The sequence below is a fragment of the Pseudomonas sp. GW823-FHT06B06 genome (genome assembly GCF_058795195.1).
On record NZ_JBXAHO010000001.1, the window covers coordinates 56448 to 73132 of the forward strand.

Here is a 16685-nt window from a genome sequence, read left to right on the forward strand (position 1 = left end):
TCAACGCGCCGTGAAGATCAGTACCGCACCCACCGGCACCGACAGACTGATGGCTGACAGGTCGGCAACCTTGCGCAGCGCTTCCAGGCCCGGCGCCAGATCGAAGTCCTGGGCATTGATCACCACCGGCTCCAGCGTCACCACCTGGAAACGCCGGTCATCGAGCCGGGTAGCCAGCAGTTCGGCGTTGTAGGTGTGTTGCTTGCCGTGCAAGTCAACGGTCAGCGGCAGGCGCAATTCCAGTTGCGCACCGGGCGCGAGATCGTTGATCGGCCGCAGATCGATTTGCGTGGTGATCAGCGCTTCGGCAAAGGTCTGGATTTCGAACAGCTCCTTGCGCATGCGTTCGTCGCGCAGGGGAATGCCGCTGTTGACCGATTCGAGCTCGACTTCTACCTCGGCCTTGCCGTTGGGATCGACTTTGCCGTGTAACACCAAAAAGCGCTGCACTTCGGAAACATTGGCGTTTTTGGTGCTGACGAACGACAGCCGCGAGGATTCGCCGTCCAGATACCAGTTAGCCTGGGCCGACAGCGAAGCGCCGGCCAATAGCAGGCAGGCGAGGGTTTGGGTGACAGACCGCTTGAACATAAAAACTCGTGGGGGCAGATAAACCTGTGCTGAACCTTAACTGCCCACGAGCCAATTGCAAACTTGTAGGAGCGAGCATGCTCGCGATGGACTCAAGAGCACCACGTTTATCCTGCAACCCCGCGTTATCGTTAACGACCATCGCGAGCAGGCTCGCTCCTACAGGTTAGGCGTCAATCAAGCCATCGCCTGCTGCACATCGCCAATCGTGGCCGCCAGGCTATTGAGGTGCAGGCTCAACACCCGCTCCACCGGCGCCTGGTCCATCGGCCAGTGCAACGCCATGCTGCCGACCAGCCGACCATCGGTGTGAATCGGCAAGGCCACCGCACGAATCAGGAAGGGCAGGCGCACCGGGTATTCCCAGTAGCCTTCGGTGCGCTGGCCGAAACCTTGCTGCAATGCCTGTTCGGTGGCGCTGAACAGAGATTCGTCGCTCACCCGTTCACGCTCGGCCAGGCGCTCTACCTCATGACGTTCCAGTTCACCGAGGCAGGCCCGTCCCATGGCCGAATGAAACAGGCTGGCATGCTGGCCGACGATCTGGCAGTTGTTCGGATAGCGTTTGCGCAGCACCGAGGGGATCGCACTTTCCATCACCTCCACCCGTTCGCCATCGAAGCACGACAGGTCCGCCACCAAGCCGGTGCGTTCGCATAACTCCAGCAACAGCGGCGCGGCGCTTTCCACCAGCCGCCGCTTGAAGCGTTGCCGACTGTCACCGAACAGGCGCTTGGCACACAAACGGTAGCGCCGGTCGCTCAAGCCGCGATAGATCCAGCCCTGCTCCTGCAACGTCAGCAACATGCGCGACACCGTGGCCTTGGGCAGGCGGGTCAAATAGTGCAACTCCTCCAGGCCCAATGCCTGATGCTCACCCAGCAGCTCGACGATCGCCAAAGCGCGCTCGACGGAACGTACGCTGCCGGTTTCTGCCTTGTTTTCCATGGATTCGATATCCCTAAGCCCGGATCGGATGATCGCTGCTCTCTTTTTATTAAAAAGCACAGCAAGATGCGGGCCTGCCCGAAGGTTCTACGCAGTTTGCAGACAACCGGGTGGCCGACGCGTAACCCATTGCGTTAGCTGCTCATGGGCGTAAGCCAGCTGCAAAACCGCAAGGTCAGCCTGGGCCGGGCCAATGATTTGCAGGCCCATCGGCAGTCCGGCCGGGTTGAATCCCACCGGCACGTTCATGCTTGGCAAACCTGCCAGGGTCGGACCTATCACCACTTCCATCCAGCGGTGATAGGTGTCCATATCTTGCCCGCCGACCACCCGCGGCCAAGGGGTTTGTGCATCAAAAGGGAACACTTGGGCGGTGGGCAGCAGCAGGAAATCGTAACGTTCGAACAATTCGTTCAAGGCGCGATACCACTCGCTGCGGCTGACCGAGGCTTGATAGACATCGGCCGCAATCAGGCGCAGGCCACCCTCGATTTCCCACTGGGCTTCGGGCTTGAGTTGTTCGCGCTTGCGCGAGTCGGCATACAACGCGCCGAGACTGCCGTGCACCAGCCAGTGACGGTGCACCAACCAAGTCTGCCACAGGCGTTCCATGGAGAAATCCGGCTGACAGGCTTCGACCTTGCAGCCCAGGCTTGCAAAGTCCTGCAGCGCCGACTCGCACAGGCTCATTACGCCAGGCTCCATCGGCAGATAACCGTTGTAGTCGCCCAGCCAACCCACGCGGACCTCGCCGAAGTCTCGCGCAAGCGACTGATGGAAAACCTGCGGGCACTGAGTCAATGACAATGGCACGCGAGGGTCGTACCCGGCCTGGGTCCCGAGCAAACGCGCGACATCGGTGACGGTGCGGCCCATCGGCCCCTCGGTGGCCAGTTGCTGGACAAACACCTCCGGCTGCGGGCCATGCGGCACGCGGCCCTGGGACGGACGCAAACCAAACACGTTATTGAACGCCGCCGGGTTGCGCAGCGAGCCCATCATGTCACTGCCGTCGGCTACCGGCAGCATGCGCAACGCCAGCGCCACCGCCGCCCCGCCGCTGCTGCCACCGGCAATCAACGTCGGGTCGTAGGCATTGGTGGTGGTACCGAACACGCTGTTGTAGGTCTGCGAGCCGAGGCCGAATTCCGGCACGTTGGACTTGCCGATGATGATCGCGCCGCAATCACGAACCCGCGCCACACTGATGGCGTCGTGCTGTGGAATGTGTTCGGCGAACAGCGTTGATCCCATGCTCGTGCGCAACCCGGCGGTGGCCGCCAGGTCCTTCACCGCTTGCGGCATACCGTGCATCCAGCCCCGGGACTGGCCCTGGTCCAGTTGTCGGTCGCAGGCGTCGGCCTCTGCCAGCAGCTCCTCGGCAGGTCGCAGCGACACCAGCGCATTGACCTGCGGATTGAAGCGCTCGATCTGCGCCAGATAGGCCTGCATCACTTCACGGCAGGACACCTCGCGAGCGTGGATGGCCTGGGACAACGCATCGGCGTCCATTTCAACAATCGGATTCATGCTCAAGGTTTCACCCCAAGGTTAAGTGCAACGGATCGCTTTGCCCGTGGTGCTTCCTGCATGCAGTAAGTGCCCAACAGCGTCAGCACGCAAGCGAACAACACGTAGAACGAAGGCGCCACCGGTGTCGCCAACACCTTGCTCAGCCAGGTGACGATCAGCGGAGCAAAACCGCCGAACACCATGACCGCAACGTTATAAGCCACCGACACGCCAGTGGAGCGCACTTCAATCGGAAACTGCTCGGCCAGCGCCGTCGGTGCCGGACCAAAGAAGCCGCCAATTGAACTGCACAACAACAGTTGCATCACCAGCAAGCGCTCCACCGAGGGCGCCGCCGCGACCCACACGTACAGCGGATACACCATCAGGAAAAATGCCAGGGTGAAAGCCATCAACACCGGACGGCGACCAAGACGGTCCGACAATGCGCCAGACAGCGGAATCACCACGGTCATCAACGCCACCGCGAGCATTTGCACCAGCAGCACCTGATCCAGCGGCAAACCGAGGTTTTTGTGGGCGAAGGTCGGCATGTTCACCAGCACCACGTAGAACGACACCGTCGCGCCGCACGCCAGGCCCATCGACACCAGGATGGCGCGGCGATGTTCGCGGATCACTTGCAGCAAACCCGGGCTCGCGCCTTTGGCTTGTTTGCGTGCCTCGAGGAATTCTTCCGGTTCCTCCATGTGCTTGCGAATCCACAGGCCGACCGGGCCGATCAACAGACCGATCATGAACGGAACCCTCCAGCCCCAGCTGTCCAGGGCTTCGGGGGTCAGCAGATGGGTGAACAACGCCACCATCCCTGCCCCGGAAAACACCGCCAGGCATTGCCCCACCAACTGCCACGAACCGTACAACCCCTTGCGGTGCGCTGGCGCGCTTTCCACCAGGAACGCCGTGGCACTGGCGTATTCGCCGCCGGTGGCAAAACCCTGGAGCATCCGCGCCACTACGATCAACAACGGGGCGCCCATGCCGATAGCGGCGTAGTTCGGCGCGAAGGCGATCAGCGCGATCGACACGGTCATCAAGCGGATAATCATCTGCATCGCCGCCTTGCGGCCTTTGCGGTCCGAATACATGCCTAGCAGGATGCCGCCCACGGGGCGCATGAAAAACCCGACGCCGAACGTCGCCAGGGCCATCAGTAACGACGCATATTCGTCTTCGGACGGAAAAAACTGTCGGGCAATGATGCTCGCCAGAAAGCCGTAAACAATGAAGTCATACCATTCCAGCGCGTTGCCGATCACGGCAGCGACCACCTGCCGGGTGCGCGAAACACCTGTGCTCGAAGTGTGCATGGGGAACTCTCCAATAACCTGTTGGGTGATGCCGGGCGCGACTCGACGCGCCCGGTCCAGCGGCAGTAGAAAGTGAAAGGGTCAGGCCGGCTTGAGCCAGCTCTCGGTCAGCGCGCCCCAATACGCAGCCCCGGTCAGCAGGATGTCGTCGTTGAAGTCGTAGGCGGGGTTGTGCACCATCGGCCGCGACACGCCGTTGCCGATGAACAGGTAGGCGCCGGGGCAGCGTTGCAGCATCCAGGCGAAGTCCTCGCTGCCCATCAGTTTTGGGGTGTTGCCATCGACGGCATCGGTACCGACCAGCTCGACGCCGACTTGCCGGGCGAATTCGGTTTCGGCGGCGTGGTTGACCAGTACCGGGTAAGCCGGACGGTGTTCGATTTTCGAACTGCAACCGAAGCTTTGCGCCTGGGATTGGATGATCGCGCGCACTCGGTCGAGGGTCTGCTCACGCACCTGGGCGTTCAGCGCGCGCAGGCTCAGGCGCAGGATCGCCTGCTGGGGGATGACGTTGGCCGCCTCCCCGGCTTGCAATGCACCGACCGTCACCACCGCCGCCTGCTGCGCATCGATGTTGCGCGCGACCACGGTTTGCAGGGCCATGACCACGCTGGCCGCCGCCACCAATGGGTCGACCGCCAGATGCGGCATTGAGCCGTGCCCGCCGACGCCTTCGAGGGTCACGGTGAGCAAATCCTGCGAAGCCATCATCGGCCCTTCGCGAAACCCCAGGTGCCCCGCTGGCAAGCCCGGCATGTTGTGCATGCCGAACAGTGCGTCGCAAGGGAAACGTTCGAGCAGGCCATCGGCGAGCATCGCTTCGGCGCCGCCCTGGCCTTCTTCGGCTGGCTGGAATATCAGGGTCAGCGTGCCATCGAACTGGCGAGTCGCCGCCAGATAGCGCGCCGCGCCCAACAACATCGCGGTGTGTCCATCGTGTCCACAGGCATGCATGCAGCCCTGATGCCGGCTGCTGTAGGCCGCCCCGGTGTTCTCGATGATCGGCAGTGCATCCATGTCGGCCCGTATCCCCAACTTGCGCGGGCTGCTGCCGTTGCGCAGGACGCCGACTACGCCGGTCTTGCCGATACCTGTGTGAACCTCGTAGCCCCACTCTTCGAGAGACCTGGCGACCAGCGCCGAGGTGCGACTTTCCTCGAAACCGAGTTCCGGATGGGCGTGGATATCCTGTCGGGTGGCATGCAGGTCGCTGGCGACGTCGTTGAGCCAGGCAAGGATGTGCTGATGTCGGGTCATGTCGAATGTCCTCGGGCCGGGTGTATTCCCGTTCTTTTTGTTCGCTGTGATTGCGCGACGTATCAACGGCAGGTCGCGTTCGCCACCAGATAACCGCGAGTCGCGCGCGAGGACAATCGAATGTGGTTCCACTGGATGGAACCTGGGTGGCCGATCAATTGAAATTCGCCCAATACCCTGTGGGAGCGAGCCTGCTCGCGAATGCTCTACCAGTCCCACTGCTTGCGTTGAGTCTGCCGACGCTTTCGCGAGCAGGCTCGCTCCCACGGGTGTTGTGTGTGGCGTCAGGGGTTCAAGCGGCAGCCCTGGCGTTCACCGATCCAGGCTGCACGATTAGTGCGCCCCATGCCGCTGACGGTGATGCGCTTGTTGGGGGCGTCATCGTAAAAACCGCTGGTGGGCAACCACTGCTTTACATAGCTGAGGCAATACTCGGTGTCGTTACCCATCACGTAGCGGCATGAGCAATATTCTTTCGCAGTGTATGCACTGATGATGTCGGGGAACGCCATCAGCGCCACTCGCTCATGCCAGACCCAGCCTACCAAGGCGAGCAACAGGACCAGCAGCAGCGCACTGAAAGGACGGCGACGAATGAAGCTGCTCATGGCTGCTCACTCCCGGCAAACGCCTTGAGCGCAAGCCTGAGCAATTCATTGTGCCGGTAGCTGCCGTCGCGATCATCGCCGTAGCGGACGATCACCAGGTTCGCGCCAGGAATCACGTACATCGCCTGCCCCCAGTGGCCCAGCGCAGCGAAGGTGTCGGCAGGTGCATCGGGCCAGGGTCGGGCGCCACCGCCTGTTGCACGATTGAGCCACCAGTGGCCGCCGGGAACCGCCTCATCCTGATTGGCGCGATAGCCAATGAAGGGCTCGCGATTGAAAACAACCCAGTCTTTGGGTAGCAGTTGTTTATCGCCCCAGCGACCGTCTCGCGCCATCAACAGACCGATGCGAGCCAGATCCCGAGCGGTGAGGTAGGCATAGGACGAGGCGACGAACGTTCCCGTAGCGTCGGTTTCCCAAACCGCGCTACGAATGCCCAATGGCTCGAACAACGCACTCCACGGATAGTTCGGGTAGCGCTCTGCACCGACGATGTTTTTCAGCGCGGCGGACAGTAGATTGGTGTCGCCACTGGAATAGCGAAACGCCTGCCCCGCTGCTGCGTACGAGTGGTGATCGGCCGTGAAGGCAGCCATGTCCGAGTGACCACGGGTGTAGAGCATGGCCACCACCGACGACTTCAACGGTGCGTATTCGTAGTCTTCCTGCCAGTCGATGCCGGAGGCCCAGTGCAGCAGGTCGGCCATGGTCAGGTCCGGGTGTTTTGCCAATGGCGGGTAAAATTTGGCCACCGGGTCCTCGAGCCTGAACCGGCCATCGCCATAAGCTACGCCGAGGACCGTGGCCATCAGGCTTTTGCTGATGGACCAAGTGAGATGCGGCGTCTGGGCATTGGTCGGGCCGGCGTAGCGTTCGTAGATCAACTGGCCGTCGCGGATGACGAGCAAGGCGTCGCTGCGAATGCCTCGGCGGGTGGTGTCGTCGCGGGGTGGGAAGGCATATGCCTCTAGTGCTTGAAGCGCCGGACCGGTGATGGCTGGCCCTGTGGGCCATTGCTCAGTGGGCCAGTCTTCAGCGTGGGCCGGGAGACTGAGCAACAGCATGAAAAACAGGAACAGGCCTTTGGGCATGGCGGGGGCTCGTGGCGATGAACCTGCTGAGCCTAGTCGAGGTTGATGACAGTTCCGGGATTTGTGTTGTTACTGCGACCGCCTTCGCGAGCAAGCCCGCTCCCACATTTAACCGGGTTCCCAGAATGATTGCGATCAAATGTGGGAGCGGGCTTGCTCGCGAAGGCGTCAGTCAATTCAGCGAAGATCCGGATAGTGCCTTGGCCAACCGCTTGCCCCTGGCCCCGGCCGCCAGATCCAGTACCGCCTGATCGCGCTGCCACATCGCCGCCCACTGTGGCGGGCCCTCGGCCAGCGCTGCGTTGATCTCACCCTTGAGCCCCTCGAACTGCGCAAACAGACCACCGAGCAACACATGCCCCGCCGGACTGACGGGGGGATGTCGACTGACCTCCGCACACCCGGCCAGCAGCGCCAGCAAGCGCAACTGCAAGGCTTGCGACCAGTCACTGTCCTGGCCAACGCCGTACAGCCAGGCGGTCATGGCACTCAAGACATAGATGTCTTCCAGGGTCCGGAATGGCTTGACGTACGCATCCCAGCCATCCCCCGCGAGCAATTCGCACAATGCATTGTCGAGAAATAGCCGGCCATGGCTGATGTCCGGCATCAACGGAATCGGCGGCAGTTTTTCCACCCGCACGCCCGGTTCATCGGGGTAGACCACCGCCAGGCTCAGGCGCGGAGCTTCGCCTTGCTGTTCGCTGCGGGCGGCAATCAGCAGCCAGTCGGCGGCATCGCCTGCAGTGACGAAATCCTTGCGTCCGCTCAAGCGCAAATCGTGCAGACGGGTTTGCATGTCAGCCACCCGCAGGCTGCGTTGCTCGGTCGCGCACAGTGCGCCAAGGCTCAACGGCGCGCTCGGCCACAGCATGCGCAACGCCGCCTGATAGCCCACCAGGAATGCCAGCCCCGGCGTCGCCATCAAGCGTGCACCGACCACGGCCAGTTCAAACGGGGCGACGTTACCCAGCTGCTGCAACAACGTTGCGAACCCCTCGCCCAGATCCGGATTGGCGGGCAAGCGAGCGTGGCGGTTCAACAGGGTTTGCCAGGGCATAAGAGGCTCCTTGTGGGCTGTCATACAAGCATCACCAAAGCTTAACGGCGATGACACCGGGGCTACATAGCCTGACTTTGCACAACACGGCTGGATAAAGAAAGTCGATTCGCTGTAACCCCAAGACGGGTGAGCAGCCCGCACGGAGATTCGCCATGACTCAGATCGCACGCATCAGCGACACCGGCAACGAACGCCGCCTGCAAGCCGAACGCCTGGTCGGTGCCGAGGCTTTGCAGGAAGCCCAGGCCCTTCGCTTCAACGTGTTCAGCGGCGAGTTCAACGCCAAGCTCAAGGGCGCGGAATTGGGTCTGGACATGGACGACTATGATGTTCACTGCGTTCACATCGGCGTGCGTGACCTGAACACCGGGCGCCTGGTGGCGACCACCCGGCTGCTCGACCATACCGCCGCCAGCAGCCTGGGCAAATTCTACAGCGAAGAAGAATTCAGCCTGCACGGGCTCGTTCACCTCAAAGGCCCGATCCTGGAAATCGGTCGCACCTGCGTCGACCCGGCCTACCGCAATGGCGGTACCATCGCCGTGCTCTGGGGCGAACTGGCCGAAGTCCTGAACCAGGGCGGATACAGTTACTTGATGGGTTGCGCAAGCATTCCGATGCAGGACGGCGGGATCCAGGCCCACGCAATCATGCAGCGCCTGCGTGAACGCTACCTGTGCACCGAACACTTGCGGGCGGAACCGAAAAAGCCGCTGCCCACCCTGGACATTCCCTCGAACGTGATCGCCGAAATGCCGCCACTGCTCAAGGCCTACATGCGCCTGGGCGCGAAGATCTGCGGCGAGCCGTGCTGGGACGAAGATTTCCAGGTGGCCGATGTGTTCATCCTGCTCAAGCGCGACGAACTCTGCCCGCGTTACGCCAAACACTTCAAGGCGGCTGTCTGATGAGTCGCTTGCGCGTGTACGCGCGAATCGCCCGGGTGCTTCTGGTGGTCGCGCTCGGCCTGAGCATGGCCAGCGTATTCGGTATGTTCGAACGCCTGGGGCTGGCTCACTCGATGGAACGCCGCCAGCGCTGGTCGCGGTTTTTCATGGCACGCCTGAGCAACTCCTTGCCCTTCGACGTGACCCTGCACGGTGAGTTGCCCAAGACGCCAATGCTCTGGGTCAGCAACCACGTGTCCTGGACCGACATCCCGCTGTTGGGAATGCTCACGCCGCTGTCGTTCCTGTCCAAGGCCGAAGTGCGCACCTGGCCGGTGGCGGGCTGGTTGGCGGCCAAGGCCGGCAGCCTGTTTATCCGTCGCGGTTCGGGTGACAGCCAGTTGATCCGCAAACAGATGACGCGCCACCTGCAACAGGCACATCCGCTGCTGATGTTCCCGGAAGGCACGACTACCGATGGCCGTTCGCTGCGCACCTTTCACGGTCGCCTTCTGTCGGCGGCGATCGACTCCGAGGTGAAACTGCAACCGGTGGCGATTCGTTATGTGCGCAACGGTGAACCCGACACACTGGCACCGTTCATTGGCGATGATGATTTGCTGTCGCACCTGATGCGCTTGTTTGCCAACGACCGCGGCGCGGTGGAGATTCATCTGCTCAAGCCGATCCCATGCGAAGGCCGCGAACGTGCTGCGCTGGCGTTCGAAGCGCAGCAGGCGGTGCAGAAGGCATTGTTTGGGGCCATTCCGGAACCCCGGCAAGCACCGATGCGACCCGCTATCGCGGCATAAACATAGATCTCCTGTGGGAGCGGGCTTGCTCGCGAATACGGTGTGTCAGTGGACATCTATGCCGGCTGACACACCGCATTCGCGAGCAAGCCCGCTCCCACAATAGCTTTATGGTGTTGGCTGGTTTTGGGCAAAATCCTGCAGCTGCGGATAGAACAACCGGAAATCCTCGCTCAACGGCTCATACAACACGCGCAACTCCTGCATCGCCGCCGCCAGTTCCTCCGGTCGGGTCAAGCGTCGAGAAATCCCCCGCAATACCTGCTCCAGCACTTCGAATTCCCGATAAGACCCCAACCAGTCATGGGCCACCATGTGCGGCGCGATTGTCGCCAGGCGATCCGGCAGTTCAGGTTGGGCAGACAACACCCGGTACACGTCCGAGGTGAACAGTTCCAGCGGCTGATCCGCGTACAGCGTCCAGTCCCGGGCCAGGCAATGATCAAAAAATACATCAAGCACGATTCCGGCATAACGCCGGCGCGTCAGGGAAAACCTCGACAACGCGACATCCACCAGCGGATGGCGATCGGTAAATACGTCGATGCTGCGATGCAGCTGGATGGCCGTTTCGATTTCCGGATCGAACTGCCCCTGCAGCCGTCCCTTGACGAAATCGCCATAGAGACTGCCGAGCAATTGACCGGGACGATGGCCACCGAGGTGAAGATGTGCGAGATAGTTCATGGGCGCAGCTTAGCACTGTGCCCTTGACCCTATACAATCCTCGTATCGTTATAACCCGATATATCGATTTACTCGGTCATCAGATCGAAATCATATTGGTATATCGCGAAATACCGATTTAAAGTTCGCTTCATCGCGATATAGCGTTTTACTAATCACGAGCCCCCGACCATGAACCTTGACCTCGACGAAATAATAAAAGCCCTGGCGCACCCAGTACGGCGAGACATCCTGCACTGGCTCAAAGACCCGACCGTCGAATTCCCCGACCAGTCCCACAGTAACGAGCACGGTGTTTGCGCCGGGCAGATCGATCAACGTTGCGGCCTGTCGCAGTCCACGGTGTCGGCACACCTGGCGACCCTGCAACGCGCCGGCCTGATCAGCAGCCGCAAGGTCGGCCAGTGGCACTTTTTCAAACGTAACGAGGAAACCATCCAGGAGTTCCTCAAAGTCTTCAGCAAAGAGCTCTGACCCTTTACGTCAGCCAGCCGACAAGGAATCCACCCATGCCCCTCTCGCTACTCATATTGGCGTTAAGCGCCTTCGCCATCGGCACCACCGAGTTCGTCATCATGGGCTTGCTGCCCGATGTGGCGGCCGACCTCGGTGTGTCGATCCCCGGTGCCGGCTGGCTGGTAACCGGTTACGCCTTGGGCGTGGCCATTGGTGCGCCATTCATGGCACTGGCCACCGCCCGGCTGCCGCGCAAGGCCGCCCTGGTAGCGTTGATGGGCATTTTCATTGTCGGCAACCTGCTTTGCGCGGTAGCCAGTGACTACAACGTGCTGATGTTTGCCCGAGTGGTGACCGCCCTGTGCCATGGTGCGTTCTTCGGCATCGGTTCGGTGGTGGCGGCAGGCCTGGTGCCCGCCAACAAGCGCGCCTCGGCCGTGGCCTTGATGTTCACCGGCCTGACCCTGGCCAACGTCCTCGGCGTACCGCTGGGCACCGCGCTCGGCCAACAGGCCGGCTGGCGCTCGACTTTCTGGGCGGTGACCGTGATCGGCGTAATCGCATTGATCGGCCTGATCCGCTTCCTGCCGGCCAACCGCGATGAAGAAAAACTCGACATGCGCGCCGAATTGCGCGCCCTCAAAGGCGCCGGTATCTGGTTGTCCCTGAGCATGACGGCACTGTTCGCCGCCTCTGTATTCACCCTGTTCACTTACGTAGCGCCACTGCTGGGCGAAGTCACCGGTGTCTCGCCCCGTGGCGTGACCTGGACCTTGATGCTCATCGGCCTGGGTTTGACCGTCGGCAACATCATCGGTGGCAAGCTGGCGGACAAAGGCCTGGCGGCAACCCTGATCGGCGTCTTCATCGCCATGGCCGTGGTCTCCACCGTACTGACCTGGACCAGCGTCGCGCTGATCCCGACCGAAATCACCCTGTTCCTCTGGGCCACCGCGTGTTTCGCCGCCGTGCCTGCCCTGCAAGTCAACGTGGTGACCTACGGCAAGGCGGCACCGAACCTGGTCTCGACCCTGAACATCGGCGCCTTCAACGTCGGCAACGCATTGGGCGCCTGGGTCGGTGGCAGCGTCATCGCCCACGGTTTCGGCCTGACCAGCGTGCCTCTCGCGGCAGCGGCCCTCGCGGTACTCGCCCTGCTGGCGACCCTGATCACTTTCCGTCAGAGCGGTGACCCCGAACTGGCCCCCGTTACCAACTGATCTTCACAAGAGAGCTATTTCATGACGACTATTTTCGATCCGATCAAACTGGGCGACCTCGAGCTGGCTAACCGCATCATCATGGCCCCGCTGACCCGCTGCCGCGCCGACGAAGGCCGTGTGCCCAACGCGTTGATGGCCGAATATTACGTACAACGCGCTTCGGCTGGCCTGATCCTCAGCGAAGCCACTTCGGTCACCCCGATGGGCGTCGGCTACCCGGACACCCCGGGCATCTGGTCCAACGACCAGGTGCGCGGCTGGACCAACGTCACCAAGGCGATCCACGGCGCGGGCGGCAAGATCTTCCTGCAACTGTGGCACGTCGGCCGGGTGTCCCACGAGTCGTACCTGAATGGCGAAAAACCGGTCGCCCCAAGCGCCATCCAGCCTAAAGGCCACGTCAGCCTGGTGCGTCCGCTGGCCGATTACCCAACGCCCCGCGCGCTGGAAACCGCTGAAATCGCCGACATCGTCGACGCTTACCGCGTGGGTGCCGAAAACGCCAAGGCCGCCGGTTTTGATGGCGTGGAAATCCACGGCGCCAACGGCTACCTGCTCGACCAGTTCCTGCAAAGCAGCACCAACCAGCGCACCGACCAATACGGCGGTTCCGTGGAAAACCGTGCCCGGCTGTTGCTGGAAGTGACCGATGCCGCGATCGAGGTCTGGGGCGCCGGCCGTGTCGGTGTGCACCTGGCACCTCGCGCCGACTCCCATGACATGGGTGACGACAACCTGGCCGAAACCTTCACCTACGTCGCTCGCGAACTGGGCAAACGCGGCATCGCCTTCATCTGCTCGCGCGAAAAAGAAGGCGCCGACAGCCTGGGACCGCAAATCAAGGAAGCCTTCGGTGGCCCGTACATCATCAACGAACGCTTTACCAAGGACAGCGCCAATGCCTGGCTGGCGAGCGGCAAGGCTGATGCAGTCGCCTTCGGTGTGCCATTCATTGCCAACCCGGACTTGCCGGCGCGCCTGAAAGCGGATACGCCGCTCAACGAGGCTCGTCCGGAGCTGTTCTACGCCAAGGGCCCGGTGGGATACATCGACTACCCGACGCTGTAAGTTTCATAGCTTGAAACGCAAAAGCCCCGACTCGAAAGCGCCGGGGCTTTTTTATTAAAATAACTTTCGAGCACACTAAAAAAGCATTCAACACACATCCAGACATCATCCACCTCTTCCGGCACGCACCACCAATACAGATAATAAATTTTCCACAGACAGCTGTACTCCTCATAACTAAGACAAAACTTTATCGAAAGGAATCGACATGAACACCAGTGAAAACACTGACAACGAAGTTAACCAACCCTACGACCAATTGTTCGCGTTCTTTAAAGCTACCTCTATCGGTATTCTTTACCAGCTTTCGCCGCACCTGCTCAGCGAGGAATACCAGGCCATGCTGGACGATCTGGTAGGCAAGGCCAAGGTGGAGCTGATTGATTTGCTGGAAGAAGCGGAATATACGAACGCGCTGAATCAAAAAATCGAACAATGGCGAAATCAGAAAAGGGGTCCAAAACATACGCGTGTGATTGTAAAAATCATCAATAACACGTCTCATACATTCGGTATTGCCCAGACCAGCTTACCCATGAGCAAGGCAGAGCGCGAATCGTTCCAGACGCCCACCCAAGGACAAACTGCATTTAAATGCGACTTTGACTATAGCTATGCCTACCCCTGGCCTAAAAACAAAATCATGTTCAATCAGTTTATAGACTTCGTCGATAATCATATCGGAGTCCGCTTCGATCTGGGCATGATCATGAATACGTCATTTGGCGTTCATACGCCAACGCTCAGGCCAAGTGTAAAAAACACCGTCACGTCGATTGGCTCATCCAGTATCAAGTGCTCGACCACAACCACTCGAATGGGTGATGAGGCGCCCTTCGACTTCGAGGTAGAAATCATCCTGGGCTGATGGTGGCCAATCCGCCGGTTCGACAAGCGTGGTCAGCCAGGGCATTTGTCACGCGAGTGTTCACCTCTGCGTCTGAGCCTGCCTTACTACCCACGACACAAATTCCCTACAAAATACGAAACTCGCTACCTTTCAACCTGGCACGCGTACGTATATAAAAGCATGCCATCGCGAACAGACGAGCGCTGAAGGATCAGCGCTCGCCTCCAATTCTACATATTGTTTCATTTGCGCAGACTGGGGCTCAAGCGCAGCATGTCCAACCCGGTTTCAACCCAACGCTCTGCGTCAAGGTGCAGTTGAAAACTGTCGGGCGCCAGCAGCCACTGGTACAGGATGCCATCGATATAGGCATGCAGGCTGATGGCCGCGCGAGCCGTGTCGAGGTTTTCCGGCAATTGCCCGCGATTCACGGCGTTACTCAAGGCCAGGTCGATCTGTACATTGCAGTCCAGGCTGGCCGCCACACGCTGAAGGCGCAGGTCGCACATTTCATCGGTGAACTCGCACTTATGAAACAGAATTTCGTTGATGCGTCGGGTTTTCGGGTCCAAAGCAACTTGATGAAACAAATGAATCAACAGCTTGCGCATGCAGCCCAAGGGGTCGAGTTCGTCCGCGTCTACGCTGGCCTTGGCCATTTCATCCAGAGGCTCGTGCAGGGTGTCGAGCATGGCCTGCACCAGATCCGCCTTGTTGCTGAAATGCCAGTAGATAGCCCCACGAGTGACGCCGGCCAGGGTCGCGATATCCGCCAGTGTCGTGCGCGCCACGCCCCTTTCAAAAAAGGCTTTTTCTGCCGCCTCAATTATCTGGCTGCGGGTTTCTTGAGCTTCCTCTTTGGTACGACGGACCATGGCAGTACAACCTCAATCAGGATGCTTCAGCGATGTCTGGATATCAGCTGAATAAAAGCGGGGCGAGTGCTCTTGGGTATCGTCCCCGGGCCTACAATTCGAACCTTGCGACGGCGTTTGTAACGGATTGGGTACGTGACCAAGGTATTTACAAACAGCCATGAACGTAAGTATATTCCTTAGCATGCTACTTATCCACTCGGCCCCCACTTTTTAACCTTCAATTTTTTCTTGTGCGTTTGTTTCGCGCCTGACCCGAGGATTTTCATGCAATTCAAGCCAGCTGTTACCGCTCTGGTCGCCGCCGTCGCCCTGGCATCGCTGCTCAGCGGATGTAAAAAAGAAGAGGCCCCTCCGGCCGCACCACCGCCTCAGGTCGGCGTCGTCACTCTGCAGACGCAAACGTTTACGTTGACGTCCGATCTGCCGGGTCGCACCAGTGCATTCCGCATTGCCGAAGTGCGCCCACAGGTCAACGGCATCATTCTCAAGCGTCTTTTCAAGGAAGGCGGCGACGTCAAGGCCGGTCAGCAGCTGTATCAGATCGATCCATCGGTTTATGACGCTACGCTCAAAAGCGCCGAAGCCAACTTGCGTTCGACCAAGTCGATCTCTGACCGCTACAAGCAACTGGTCGACGAACAGGCCGTGAGCCGCCAGGAATACGACACCGCCGTGGCCAATCGCCTGCAATCGGAAGCCGCACTGCAAACGGCCCAGATCAACGTGCGCTACACCAAGGTCTATGCGCCGTTGACCGGTCGGATCGGTCGCTCGTCGGTCACCGAAGGTGCACTGGTCAGCAACGGCCAGGCCGAAGCGATGGCGGTGATCCAACAGCTGGACCCGATCTACGTCGACGTCACCCAGTCTTCGGTCGAGCTGCTTACGCTGCGCCGCGAACTGGAAAGCGGTCGTCTGCAAAAAGCCGGCGACAACGCCGCGAAAGTCAAACTGACCCTCGAGGATGGCAGCCAGTACAAGCTCGACGGCAAGCTGGAGTTCTCCGAGGTCTCGGTTGACCAGACCACCGGCTCTGTGACCCTGCGCGCCGTGTTCCCGAACCCTGACCACACCCTTCTGCCGGGCATGTTCGTGCACGCCCAGTTGCAGGCAGGCGTGAACAGCGCCGCGATCCTGGCGCCGCAACAAGGCGTCACCCGCGACCTCAAAGGCATGCCGACCGCGCTGGTCGTAGGTCCCGACAACAAGGTCGAACTGCGTCAGCTCAAGGCTAACCGCACCGTCGGCAACCAATGGCTGATCGAAGACGGCCTGAAGGCCGGCGATCGCCTGATCACCGAAGGCCTGCAATTCGTCAAGCCGGGCATCGAAGTCAAGCCCACTGACGCCACCAACGTCGGCACAAAAAACCCGGCCCCCGCCAAGCCAGCTGAGCAGGCTTCCAGCGGCCAAGGGGAGTAAT

17 protein-coding genes are annotated in these 16685 nt (G+C 60.6%); 7 read left to right on the forward strand and 10 right to left on the reverse strand.

Going from position 1 to position 16685, the window contains the following annotated elements; all coding sequences use genetic code 11:
• From AC1Q8Q_RS00300 to AC1Q8Q_RS00335, 8 genes are all read right to left on the reverse strand, one after another.
• Complete coding sequence (locus AC1Q8Q_RS00300; protein WP_020798370.1) at nucleotides 1-591, reverse strand: YceI family protein; 591 nt, start codon at nucleotides 589-591, stop codon at nucleotides 1-3.
• 177 nt (nucleotides 592-768) lie between these two features.
• Nucleotides 769-1539 (reverse strand): IclR family transcriptional regulator, encoded by a 771-nt coding sequence (locus tag AC1Q8Q_RS00305; protein ID WP_020798369.1) that lies wholly within the window; start codon nucleotides 1537-1539, stop codon nucleotides 769-771.
• An 87-nt stretch (nucleotides 1540-1626) separates the two neighbouring features.
• The gene (locus AC1Q8Q_RS00310) at nucleotides 1627-3069 is read right to left on the reverse strand and encodes an amidase (protein ID WP_492614728.1); all 1443 of its coding nucleotides are present in this window, start codon (nucleotides 3067-3069) and stop codon (nucleotides 1627-1629) included.
• A gap of 2 nt (nucleotides 3070-3071) precedes the next feature.
• The gene (locus AC1Q8Q_RS00315; protein ID WP_492614729.1) at nucleotides 3072-4382 is read right to left on the reverse strand and encodes a citrate-proton symporter; all 1311 of its coding nucleotides are present in this window, start codon (nucleotides 4380-4382) and stop codon (nucleotides 3072-3074) included.
• An 81-nt stretch (nucleotides 4383-4463) separates the two neighbouring features.
• Entirely contained in the window at nucleotides 4464-5639 is a 1176-nt protein-coding gene (locus AC1Q8Q_RS00320; protein WP_020798366.1) for a M20 aminoacylase family protein, read from the reverse strand.
• A gap of 284 nt (nucleotides 5640-5923) precedes the next feature.
• Entirely contained in the window at nucleotides 5924-6247 is a 324-nt protein-coding gene (locus AC1Q8Q_RS00325) for a hypothetical protein (RefSeq protein WP_020798365.1), read from the reverse strand.
• Complete coding sequence (locus tag AC1Q8Q_RS00330; RefSeq protein WP_492614730.1) at nucleotides 6244-7338, reverse strand: serine hydrolase domain-containing protein; 1095 nt, start codon at nucleotides 7336-7338, stop codon at nucleotides 6244-6246. The genes AC1Q8Q_RS00325 and AC1Q8Q_RS00330 overlap by 4 nt, the downstream gene beginning before the upstream one ends.
• 172 nt (nucleotides 7339-7510) lie before the next feature.
• Nucleotides 7511-8398 (reverse strand): acyl-CoA dehydrogenase family protein, encoded by an 888-nt coding sequence (locus AC1Q8Q_RS00335; protein WP_492614731.1) that lies wholly within the window; start codon nucleotides 8396-8398, stop codon nucleotides 7511-7513.
• A 155-nt stretch (nucleotides 8399-8553) separates the two neighbouring features.
• Here AC1Q8Q_RS00335 and olsB point away from each other — a divergent pair, with 155 nt between their 5' ends.
• Nucleotides 8554-9309, forward strand: a complete 756-nt coding sequence (olsB, locus tag AC1Q8Q_RS00340; protein ID WP_020798362.1) for an L-ornithine N(alpha)-acyltransferase — start codon at nucleotides 8554-8556, stop codon at nucleotides 9307-9309.
• Nucleotides 9309-10100 (forward strand): lysophospholipid acyltransferase family protein, encoded by a 792-nt coding sequence (locus tag AC1Q8Q_RS00345; protein WP_020798361.1) that lies wholly within the window; start codon nucleotides 9309-9311, stop codon nucleotides 10098-10100. The genes olsB and AC1Q8Q_RS00345 overlap by 1 nt, the downstream gene beginning before the upstream one ends.
• A 108-nt stretch (nucleotides 10101-10208) precedes the next feature.
• On the opposite strand, the gene AC1Q8Q_RS00350 is transcribed toward AC1Q8Q_RS00345, so the two are convergent.
• Nucleotides 10209-10787 carry an acyl carrier protein phosphodiesterase gene (locus tag AC1Q8Q_RS00350; RefSeq protein WP_020798360.1) on the reverse strand — a complete coding sequence of 193 codons (579 nt, stop codon included), beginning with the start codon at nucleotides 10785-10787 and terminating at the stop codon, nucleotides 10209-10211.
• Nucleotides 10788-10958: 171 nt separating this feature from the next.
• Between AC1Q8Q_RS00350 and AC1Q8Q_RS00355 the strand changes: the two genes are divergently transcribed.
• The 4 genes from AC1Q8Q_RS00355 (at nucleotide 10959) to AC1Q8Q_RS00370 (ending at nucleotide 14402) form a co-directional block, all read left to right on the forward strand.
• Nucleotides 10959-11261: an ArsR/SmtB family transcription factor gene (locus AC1Q8Q_RS00355; protein ID WP_008056907.1), complete on the forward strand. Its 303-nt coding sequence runs from the start codon at nucleotides 10959-10961 to the stop codon at nucleotides 11259-11261.
• A gap of 35 nt (nucleotides 11262-11296) precedes the next feature.
• Nucleotides 11297-12463 (forward strand): MFS transporter, encoded by a 1167-nt coding sequence (locus AC1Q8Q_RS00360; RefSeq protein WP_020798359.1) that lies wholly within the window; start codon nucleotides 11297-11299, stop codon nucleotides 12461-12463.
• A 21-nt stretch (nucleotides 12464-12484) separates the two neighbouring features.
• On the forward strand, nucleotides 12485-13534 hold the full coding sequence (locus AC1Q8Q_RS00365; RefSeq protein WP_033042955.1) for an alkene reductase: 1050 nt from the start codon (nucleotides 12485-12487) through the stop codon (nucleotides 13532-13534).
• 208 nt (nucleotides 13535-13742) lie between these two features.
• A complete protein-coding gene (locus AC1Q8Q_RS00370) occupies nucleotides 13743-14402 on the forward strand; it encodes a hypothetical protein (protein WP_492614732.1) in 660 nt (219 codons plus the stop codon).
• A gap of 224 nt (nucleotides 14403-14626) precedes the next feature.
• Here the strand turns inward: AC1Q8Q_RS00370 and emhR are convergent, their stop codons facing one another.
• Complete coding sequence (emhR, locus tag AC1Q8Q_RS00375) at nucleotides 14627-15259, reverse strand: efflux system transcriptional repressor EmhR (RefSeq protein WP_020798355.1); 633 nt, start codon at nucleotides 15257-15259, stop codon at nucleotides 14627-14629.
• A 267-nt stretch (nucleotides 15260-15526) separates the two neighbouring features.
• Between emhR and AC1Q8Q_RS00380 the strand changes: the two genes are divergently transcribed.
• Nucleotides 15527-16684, forward strand: a complete 1158-nt coding sequence (locus AC1Q8Q_RS00380; RefSeq protein WP_020798354.1) for an efflux RND transporter periplasmic adaptor subunit — start codon at nucleotides 15527-15529, stop codon at nucleotides 16682-16684.
• Nucleotide 16685: the final 1 nt, after the last annotated feature.

Coding starts and splice junctions, on each gene's coding strand:
- AC1Q8Q_RS00335 (WP_492614731.1), bottom strand. CDS start 8,398: ATGCCCTGGCAAACCCTGTTGAACCGCCACGCTCGCTTGCCCGCCAAT.
- emhR (WP_020798355.1), bottom strand. CDS start 15,259: ATGGTCCGTCGTACCAAAGAGGAAGCTCAAGAAACCCGCAGCCAGATA.
- AC1Q8Q_RS00305 (WP_020798369.1), bottom strand. CDS start 1,539: ATGGAAAACAAGGCAGAAACCGGCAGCGTACGTTCCGTCGAGCGCGCT.
- olsB (WP_020798362.1), top strand. CDS start 8,554: ATGACTCAGATCGCACGCATCAGCGACACCGGCAACGAACGCCGCCTG.
- AC1Q8Q_RS00300 (WP_020798370.1), bottom strand. CDS start 591: ATGTTCAAGCGGTCTGTCACCCAAACCCTCGCCTGCCTGCTATTGGCC.
- AC1Q8Q_RS00355 (WP_008056907.1), top strand. CDS start 10,959: ATGAACCTTGACCTCGACGAAATAATAAAAGCCCTGGCGCACCCAGTA.
- AC1Q8Q_RS00380 (WP_020798354.1), top strand. CDS start 15,527: ATGCAATTCAAGCCAGCTGTTACCGCTCTGGTCGCCGCCGTCGCCCTG.
- AC1Q8Q_RS00360 (WP_020798359.1), top strand. CDS start 11,297: ATGCCCCTCTCGCTACTCATATTGGCGTTAAGCGCCTTCGCCATCGGC.
- AC1Q8Q_RS00370 (WP_492614732.1), top strand. CDS start 13,743: ATGAACACCAGTGAAAACACTGACAACGAAGTTAACCAACCCTACGAC.
- AC1Q8Q_RS00325 (WP_020798365.1), bottom strand. CDS start 6,247: ATGAGCAGCTTCATTCGTCGCCGTCCTTTCAGTGCGCTGCTGCTGGTC.
- AC1Q8Q_RS00310 (WP_492614728.1), bottom strand. CDS start 3,069: ATGAATCCGATTGTTGAAATGGACGCCGATGCGTTGTCCCAGGCCATC.
- AC1Q8Q_RS00365 (WP_033042955.1), top strand. CDS start 12,485: ATGACGACTATTTTCGATCCGATCAAACTGGGCGACCTCGAGCTGGCT.
- AC1Q8Q_RS00330 (WP_492614730.1), bottom strand. CDS start 7,338: ATGCCCAAAGGCCTGTTCCTGTTTTTCATGCTGTTGCTCAGTCTCCCG.
- AC1Q8Q_RS00315 (WP_492614729.1), bottom strand. CDS start 4,382: ATGCACACTTCGAGCACAGGTGTTTCGCGCACCCGGCAGGTGGTCGCT.
- AC1Q8Q_RS00345 (WP_020798361.1), top strand. CDS start 9,309: ATGAGTCGCTTGCGCGTGTACGCGCGAATCGCCCGGGTGCTTCTGGTG.
- AC1Q8Q_RS00350 (WP_020798360.1), bottom strand. CDS start 10,787: ATGAACTATCTCGCACATCTTCACCTCGGTGGCCATCGTCCCGGTCAA.
- AC1Q8Q_RS00320 (WP_020798366.1), bottom strand. CDS start 5,639: ATGACCCGACATCAGCACATCCTTGCCTGGCTCAACGACGTCGCCAGC.